This is a genomic window from Bacteroidota bacterium (assembly GCA_030017895.1).
Classification (GTDB): Bacteria; Bacteroidota; Ignavibacteria; order UBA10030; family BY39; genus JASEGV01.
Genome location: JASEGV010000109.1, coordinates 1 through 7,931 on the forward strand (window position 1 = coordinate 1; position 7,931 = coordinate 7,931).

Sequence of the window (7,931 nt, forward strand, 5' to 3'; positions counted from 1 at the left end):
ACGATAAAATCTATAACACTAAACTTATATTTGAATTTTTGGAACTGCCCTAATGTAACTGTTTTTAGTTTTTTCAGATACTCCTGACGCGATATTTCAACGACACCAAAATTTTTCAGATGCGGTGTAGTATATTGTGTGTCTAAAAGTTTGAAACCCCGTTCCTTTAATGTTTCGACTAATGCAACCAGTGCAACCTTAGATGCATCCTTCATTAAACTGAACATAGATTCACCGAAAAAAGCGCCGCCGAGTGCAACTCCATACAATCCGCCTACTAGTTTTTTGTTGTGCCAGCTTTCAATGCTATGAGCATAGCCAAGTCGGTGAAGTTCGAGGTAGCTCTGAACTATTTCTTCTGATATCCATGTCTCATCCCTTTTAGCACAACTCCGAATTACGTCTTCGAACGCATGGTCAATTCGTATCTCGAAAATATTTTTCTTTATCGTCTGTTTTAAGCTTCTTGAAATTTTGAAAGTATCTAATGGAATAATTGCACGCGGGTCGGGTGAGTACCAATGTATTTCTCCGTCTCGCGAATCAGCCATAGGAAAGTAACCGGCTGAGTAAGCTGTAAGCAACAATTCAGATGGGATAATATTCTGTTTTAGTTTTTTTATTATCACACTTTTAATTACGATAGTACCATTATTGAATTATCAAAAAGAACCGACGAGAATATACTCTACGATACACCACCGGCAGAAATGAGAAGTTACCACTGCCGGTGGGAAACCGCGTAGAGAGCCGTTGAGCACGATTCTTCCCATTTAATAATGGAGGAGTGTCCGGACTCGCCACACCCTTCAATGTCTTGAGTGAGGTTTTTTCTCATTCTGTCGGCACGCACTCAAGAGAGCTCGTGTCCTTTACTCTTTAAAAACTTGCCGACAGATGAATATAAATAAAGAAACATTAATCACCAAACGAAGTCCCAACCGAGCGAGCGGCAACTATCAGTTGAGCATCGGGTGAAACCAAGCGAAGTTTACCTATGGCATCAACAATCGGAACTGTAACCACATCGCGACGCTGTAAACTAACCATAACTCCGAACTTCCCATCGGAAGCTGCCTGCAAAGCTGTTGCGCCAAAACGAGTTCCGAGAATCCTGTCGTATGGCGTCGGGCTGCCTCCGCGTTGAACGTGTCCTAATACTGTTACACGGGTTTCGAGTCCGGTTTCTTCCATAATTTTTTGCCCAACCAATTCACCTACACCCCCTAATCGCACAGGGTCGGTTCGTTTTTTATCCATTTCTTTTACTACAACTTCACCGCCGCAAGGTTTGGCACCTTCGGCAACACAAATGATACTGAACTTTGCACCTTTGCTTCGTTGTAAAACTGATTGATAAATCTTTTCCCAATGAAATGGAATTTCCGGTATTAAAATTATATCAGCCCCGCCAGCAACACCCGAACCGAGTGCAATCCAACCGGCATATCTTCCCATAGTTTCTACGACCATAACTCTATGATGTGATGACGCGGTAGTCTGCAAACGATCGACGGCTTCGGTGGCAACAGCTCGTGCGGAATCGTGGCCGAATGTAATATCGGTTGCATCTAAATCGTTATCAATAGTTTTTGGAATGCCGATAATATTCATTCCCATTTGGCTGAACTTGTTGGAAATGTGCATAGTTCCATCGCCGCCGATAGCGAACAAAACATCAAGTTTCCAGTTCCGGTAGTTTTCGAGGGCTTGCTCTGATGCGTCGATAATTCGGACCCCAGTTGGTCCTTCGACCGGATATTGAAAAGGGTTACCTTTATTAGAAGTGCCGAGTATGGTTCCACCGACGTTAATAATTCCTGTAACGTCAGACGGACTTAGTTCACGCATTCTGCCTTCAACGAGTCCTTCAAAACCATCGAGGATTCCAACTACTTTTACGTTGAAGAAATTCATAGCCGGTTTCGCAATGCTTCGTATAACCGCATTTAATCCCGGGCAATCGCCGCCGCCTGTTAATATACCGATTCTTTTTATTTGCATATTATCCTATGTTGTTATTGTTTAATAGCGCCAAAGTGCGCCAATGCCTTGTTTATTAAAAATATCTGATACTTTGTCTGATACTATGTTTAAGGGTGTTTTATATTTGCGCAATAGTGGTGGAATTAAAGTTTTCATTGAACCTACACGCAATTTTTTTGAGTTACACTGTAAGCATTCTTTGGCATCTTTCGTCATCACATAACCGCAGTCGTGGCACTCTACTAATATTTTATCCGAACCGTTTGTTATTGCTACAGTATTTGAACGGCCTTCTTGAATTAATTTAAGAACTTTTTTAATTCCTAAACTTGCAGAAGTATTTGTTGCTGATCTTTCTATAATTTCATCGATTAATTTTTGTTCCTTGGTACGTTCAAAGTTTTGAAAAATCTGTTGAGCCGCTGAGATAATATCTTTGATGGAAGATTCGCGGGCTAACGGAATTTTTCCAATAACGGTAACTTCGTTCGTATTGAGGCATTTTTGAAACATATCGGTTTGCGAATCCAATCCGGTTAAAACAACCTCGTTTACGTGGAACTGCTTTTTCATCGCTTCGATGGATGAAGTGCAGTGCTTCCAGAATTTTTGAACTTCTTCCGTTATGTGGCGTTCTACAATTTCTTTAGTATCACCGCCACGCAAACCGGGAATAGCTTTTTCGCGCATAATATTTTCCGGCGGCAGGTGCTTACTCTGCCAGGCGAGTGTATCCGACGAGATAGTTTCTTCCCATTCTTTAATTACTTCATTAAAACCAATTATGTAGTAGTGAATTTTTTCGGATGCTACTTTGATAATACCGTAATTCCGGTACTCTTCTAATATCCAGTCGAGTTGTCCGATGCTTGGTTTTCCCCACCACACTTCGTTGGTAACGTTAATTTGTGGATGAGTTGCTTCGAAAAAATCTATTCCCGAAAAAAGAATAAGCGATTTACCATCCGAGATGCGATATTCTGCTTCCTCTAAAATATTTGAATGAATTTTTTCAAACTCTTTTAGTTGACTCTGAGATAAATCGTTACGTATAGATTTTAATGAATCTTTTAACCATATCTGTGCTGCCGCTCTATTCCTTCCTATTACTGTCGGATCAGTCTCAAGATAAACACTCATAACTTTATCTGAATTTACCGACATCATTTTATCAAACAGGGATCGTAATTTTAACATAGTCAAATCTCCTCGCTTAATTGTTTGTTAATTTATGTTTAACTGCGTTATTTTCATTTTTTACATTTTCTTCCATAGCATCAGCATTTCTTTGCCGAGCCTGGGTTTTACAGAGGATTTTGGAATTTCAGAATAAATTAGTTTAAATGTTTTAGATAAATGTGATTCAATTTCTTTAATATCGACGGCAAATGGTGGACCGCCGTCTCGATTATCAATAGGAAAGAAAAGCCCGATAAATATTCCACCGGGTTTCAGCATCCGTTGAATATTATCGAGAAATTCTATCCGTCGTTCAGTGTCGATGGCGCAGTAGGTAACATACTCTAATACATAATCGAACTTGTGTAATAATTTCCCGGGTAATTCAAAAACATTTGCTTCGATTGTTTCGACATGTATCTTTTCTCTTTTTGCGAGCCTTCTGGTTTCCCGTATTGCACTCGCTGAAAAATCAATGGCAGTTACAAGATAATTTTGTTTTGCAAACAGTATTGCATCATGCCCTTTGCCGCATCCGACAACTACAATTTTTCCCGAATTTTCTAATTTGCCGGATTTGAGTAATTCTTCAAATACCGGTGTTGGAGTTCCTAAATTCCAATCGTCGGTTCTATGTTTATAGCGATATTCCCAATATTCAGGGCTGCTAACGTCAGTAATTATTTTAATCATTAATGGAGTTTTTGTTCTGTTTCCGACAAATCATTTCAAAACTGCAATACTCACAAGCTTTCTGCATCTTCTCTTGTGTAGTAATTGGAAATTCACCTTTAGCGATTGAGCCAACATATTCGTTCACATACGTTATTGATTTTCCGATTATCCGACGAAGCTCAGTTTCGTTTTCCAATACGGCTGCTTGTTTCCGTGTATGTATGAATGCTCTATTTTTTAGCTCTGAATTTGCGAGAGCCACTTTTTCTGTGATAGGAATTTTCAAACTGTAATAAGTAGCTGCCGCCGGTTTCAATTGTTTATTTTGTTCAGATAAAATTTTTTCTACTGCAAATAAATAAATTGGTAACTGTAAAGCAAGTCCCGATTCGATATCGACAAAATCATCGAACTTGCTTCCGGTTTTGTAATCTACAACTGAGAAGAATTCGTTGCCAACTTCAACCCGGTCGATTTTACCCCGAACCTTAATATTACCCACCATTACAGGTTCTTTTATGGATAATTCGGGGTCGGTAAGTTTTGCACTGCCAACCCGGCTGCCAAATGCTACTTCAAAATACGCAGGTACAACATCGAGTTTCCGGTTTTTTTCTGCTTCAAGAAATTCTTGAATTATGCCTTTGCGGCTGCCCTGTCCTAATATCAATTCTTTTTCAAAAAAGTATAACAAGTCGGACGATTCGAGCGAGTCCAATTTCGTCCGTGTTAAATCTATCAGGTTAGTTACAGCTTCGGCGAATTCTTCCTCGTCGCATTCAAAAAGAGGGGGCGACTTCTGTTTACGGCGGTCAACATAAAATTGGAATAAAACTTCGTGCAAAATGCTCCCTTTCTCGATTGGAGTAATTCCTTCTTCCAATTCTTCTAATACATTGAGTCGTAAAATATTATCGGCAAAATATTTAAACGGACATTTAGCATACTTTTCGAGTTGAGTAATCGAGTAAGTTTTATCGAGTGTTTTTTCTAAAAATTTCTGAGACGAATTAGATAAAGCGGCGTAAATTTTTCCGTTGTATTCTAACATCTGGTCAGACATCGATCTGCTATTTTCGATTTCGATTGCTTTAAAAATAAACTCGATATGGCGAAGCATCCTTTCATCCAACTGCTGATTGTTTTTGTATGTAGGATTGATTCCTTTATTACTTCCGATTCGTTGAAGAAGTTCTTCTTCCGTATAAACTGCATCAGACATTTTGTCGGGCAGGGCATTCTGCCAATCCCGACAATTAAGAATTTTCAATAAAGAATTAATAAAGGGCGACCGGACTAATTCATTATCATCATCTTTTTTGGGATATGTGATGAAAAGATTTTCAGAAAAATTTGTGATGCATTGGTAAAATAAATATCTCTTTTCGGTGAGATGGTATAGTTCTTTTTTCTTCTGCCGGCTGCTGCTGTAAAATATTTCGGGTGAATATGGTGGAGGGAATTCGCCGTCAACTAATCCGCTGGCAAACATTATGTCAAATTCTAATCCTCGTGTTTCTTCGAACGATGTTATATAAATTCCGTAACCGTATTTTTGGCGGATGTTATAACGCGTTTGTGATACTGCCGCTTTTAATTGCTCGATATAAAATTTTAAGGACTGTGCCTCTTTTTCTTTCGCCTGAAAAGTCAATAAATCTATTAAGTCATCCAATAATTGTAAAAACTTTTGATATGCGCGTGTATCTTTTTCGAGCAGTTCAGAATTACCGTCTGGAAAATTTAATATATTTTCTGGCACTCGGAGCCGATTTAGAAGTTCGATCAGGGCGTTGCGGAATTCAAAGGGAGTTAATTGGGTTTCAAATGGTTGTAAAAAACTTTCAAGCAACAATATATCGTTAAGTGCTTTTTGCAAACTATCGAGTTCGTTTTTTAAATGATGAATTTCGATTTCATCATCCTTTGTACTCAAATCCCTTTGAATTTGATTTATACGATTGGAAGTACGCGTTTTCCAAAAGTTCTTGCCAGCAGTAATTTTCAAAGCAACCGAAACCGCATAAAGGTTCCCGACATCAATTGTCGATTGTCCGTCAGTGAAAGTAAAAAACGAACTTGATAACGCCCGCATAATATCGCGTTGACGGAAATTGTTTCGGCAAATGTTTAAAAGTGAAATAATTGAAACAGCAACGGCTGATTCGTCGAGGGCGAAACGATCTGTAATATTTGCCGGAATACCGTATCGGGGGAAAATCTCGTGAAATAACTTTGTATAAATTTGCGGTTGATACATTGCAACGCAAATTTTGCTTAAGTCGCGCTCGGGTTCGTTATGCAGTAAGTTTTTGATTACCTTTGCGATAGCTTCCACTTCCTCTTCACGGTTACGTGAGGAGATTAATGTAACTTTTTCGGATAAATCAAGTTTTGATACCGAGTCGTCAGTTCGAAATAAATGTTGTGTAACGTGTTGTTTGAACGATGGTCTTGATTCCGGTTGGTCGGAATGATATTCAAACCCGATTCTTAAAAATTTTTCAAAGTTTTCTTTCAGATGGCCGAACAATTCATCGTTGTTCAAATAATAGTCGAACGAAATCACCAGCCCCAGCTGATTATTATGGTTGTTTGCTTTGAACTTCGAAACAGCATCTAACATAGTAATCTCAGGGTCAGAAAATTCATCAAATCCCGATATTAGAATTAACTCTGTGTTCTTAAATTTATTCCAAAAATTATCAAGCGGAGGTAAAACTGTAAGGGTATTATTTAATTCCTTGAAGATACCTCCAACGTCGATAAATTGGTCGCCTAAAATGGATTCATATTCTTCGTAAATGGTGAGTAAATCTTTAAGTTTTAGTTTCTCATCGCTCTGTGCCGATTCTAATTCTTCATAAAGCGAGGTCGGATAAATACCCGCTTCTTTCAAAAAATTAATTACGTTATTAATTTTTTCGAACGTCCCTTTTGGGATTGAATATTTAATTCCTTGCGGCAGAAAATATAGAAGTTCATTTGCTTTATTACGGATTGCATTTTCGAAAATTACTGCTTGTGTTGTAGCGGTTAAAAACTTTTTCGGCGAGCAAAATATATTGTGGAGTTCGGCGGCAAAATTTTCTAAAGTAAAAATATTAAAAGCGGATGCAGTATTATTAGGGGCAAGTTTAAGAAATTCTCGCTGAAGTTCTCGTCCTTTACGCCGTGTGGGTACGATAAAAATAAAAGTATCTGCTTGACTAATAGTAATGCGCCGCTTAATTTCAGCTTGAATATCAGATACTAATGAGAAGTTTTTATATAGAATGACCGGCATTGATAGTTTTTCCGTAGTTAACCGGATTAATAAAGTTATCTGAATCGTGCAGGAACGTATTTTTCGTATAGGTCGATAAGTTTTTTCTTTGATAATGAATCTAAGTCTTCGTCGTCGTAGTCGCGCTTCCGGAACATATCGAACTCATCAACTTCATACCGATTCATTTTCTTGTAATAATCTTTTAGTGTTTCAATAATTTTATGCTGTTCTACTTTTGTCATTCTGAATTATGATTTAGATTTTCGTGTATCTTTTTCAATGTATTTCTTCAACAAATATAACGATTCTTCCCAACTGTTGAAAACCGCCTTGAAATTTTTTTCCCAAGGTGCACCGGTACCCGCTCCATATAGTTTGAAGGAAATATTGGTTTCCGACTTTTTCTTTTCAAATGTTAAAGTAAAGTCGAGAGGTCCGATAGTTTTTTTGCGGGCAAAGAAATAATTTATTCCTGTAATTTTCAACATTTTGTGAAGTTCGAAGCTTTTAATTTTTCCGCAGCAGACATAGAAATCCCCGTCAGATTCAGCGTGCCATCCGATAGAGTAAGGTCCATCGATGCAAAGAGCTACAACAGCGCTGTGTGCATGAAGCCAGGCAGTCAAACGGTTGGGGTCGATAAATGATTGGAAAACTAATTTAGGTGTGGCATTAATTGTTACCGACTTATGTAATAGTTTCTTTTTCATTGGTTACCTCGTCTTGAAATTAAATTCTTACTAAAGTCCTACTTGAACGAAATGAATTTTTTAGGGCGGTTCCAAAAATTGACTTATTGAATACTTTTTTTTGTATATTTAAG

At 38.1% G+C, this 7,931-nt stretch carries 7 protein-coding genes; all 7 read right to left on the reverse strand.

Going from position 1 to position 7,931, the window contains the following annotated elements:
- The coding region (aat, locus tag QME58_13555) for a leucyl/phenylalanyl-tRNA--protein transferase (protein ID MDI6804841.1) at positions 1–602 on the reverse strand (602 nt) is incomplete at its 3' end.
- A gap of 316 nt (positions 603–918) precedes the next feature.
- Complete coding sequence (locus QME58_13560; GenBank protein ID MDI6804842.1) at positions 919–2,004, reverse strand: ATP-dependent 6-phosphofructokinase; 1,086 nt, start codon at positions 2,002–2,004, stop codon at positions 919–921.
- A gap of 21 nt (positions 2,005–2,025) precedes the next feature.
- A complete protein-coding gene (locus QME58_13565; GenBank protein MDI6804843.1) occupies positions 2,026–3,183 on the reverse strand; it encodes a VLRF1 family aeRF1-type release factor in 1,158 nt (385 codons plus the stop codon).
- Positions 3,184–3,243: 60 nt separating this feature from the next.
- A complete protein-coding gene (locus QME58_13570) occupies positions 3,244–3,858 on the reverse strand; it encodes a methyltransferase domain-containing protein (GenBank protein MDI6804844.1) in 615 nt (204 codons plus the stop codon).
- Positions 3,851–7,126: an exodeoxyribonuclease V subunit gamma gene (locus QME58_13575; GenBank protein MDI6804845.1), complete on the reverse strand. Its 3,276-nt coding sequence runs from the start codon at positions 7,124–7,126 to the stop codon at positions 3,851–3,853. The genes QME58_13570 and QME58_13575 overlap by 8 nt, the downstream gene beginning before the upstream one ends.
- A gap of 35 nt (positions 7,127–7,161) precedes the next feature.
- Entirely contained in the window at positions 7,162–7,350 is a 189-nt protein-coding gene (locus QME58_13580; protein MDI6804846.1) for a hypothetical protein, read from the reverse strand.
- 6 nt (positions 7,351–7,356) lie between these two features.
- The gene (locus tag QME58_13585; GenBank protein MDI6804847.1) at positions 7,357–7,818 is read right to left on the reverse strand and encodes an SRPBCC domain-containing protein; all 462 of its coding nucleotides are present in this window, start codon (positions 7,816–7,818) and stop codon (positions 7,357–7,359) included.
- Positions 7,819–7,931 lie beyond the last annotated feature (113 nt).

What these genes read in the sequence shown, in the direction of transcription:
- QME58_13560 (MDI6804842.1), bottom strand. Translation starts at nt 2,004, where the DNA reads ATGCAAATAAAAAGAATCGGTATATTAACAGGCGGCGGCGATTGCCCG.
- QME58_13565 (MDI6804843.1), bottom strand. Translation starts at nt 3,183, where the DNA reads ATGTTAAAATTACGATCCCTGTTTGATAAAATGATGTCGGTAAATTCA.
- QME58_13570 (MDI6804844.1), bottom strand. Translation starts at nt 3,858, where the DNA reads ATGATTAAAATAATTACTGACGTTAGCAGCCCTGAATATTGGGAATAT.
- QME58_13575 (MDI6804845.1), bottom strand. Translation starts at nt 7,126, where the DNA reads ATGCCGGTCATTCTATATAAAAACTTCTCATTAGTATCTGATATTCAA.
- QME58_13580 (MDI6804846.1), bottom strand. Translation starts at nt 7,350, where the DNA reads ATGACAAAAGTAGAACAGCATAAAATTATTGAAACACTAAAAGATTAT.
- QME58_13585 (MDI6804847.1), bottom strand. Translation starts at nt 7,818, where the DNA reads ATGAAAAAGAAACTATTACATAAGTCGGTAACAATTAATGCCACACCT.